Origin of the sequence: Pseudomonas sp. BJa5 (assembly GCF_030272875.2) — a bacterium.
GTDB lineage: Bacteria > Pseudomonadota > Gammaproteobacteria > Pseudomonadales > Pseudomonadaceae > Aquipseudomonas.
On sequence record NZ_JALRNG020000241.1, the window covers coordinates 1 to 233 of the forward strand.

Sequence of the window (233 nt, forward strand, 5' to 3'; positions counted from 1 at the left end):
CCAGATCGACATTCACTAATTCGAGTAGCGTTCCGGGCCTCTTCGGGGGGCATGCCCGCTCCTACCGATGCTGTGGGTGCGGGCTTGCCCCGCGATTTTAGGCATACTTGCCCGTTTCGGCAGCCTTGAACCCATCCCTCCCATGCGCTGCCACGTCATTTTCATCGACCGCGTCGGTATCACCCATGTAGTGCTCGCCCTGCTCGGTGCCCGCAATCTCAACCTGGACGCCG

General features: G+C 61.4%; 1 protein-coding gene. It reads left to right on the forward strand.

Features of this window, described 5'->3' with window-relative positions:
- Nucleotides 1-142: 142 nt before the first annotated feature.
- Nucleotides 143-233, forward strand: a 91-nt coding sequence (locus M2D63_RS26175; RefSeq protein ID WP_285865930.1) for a hypothetical protein, incomplete at its 3' end; no start/stop codon positions are given.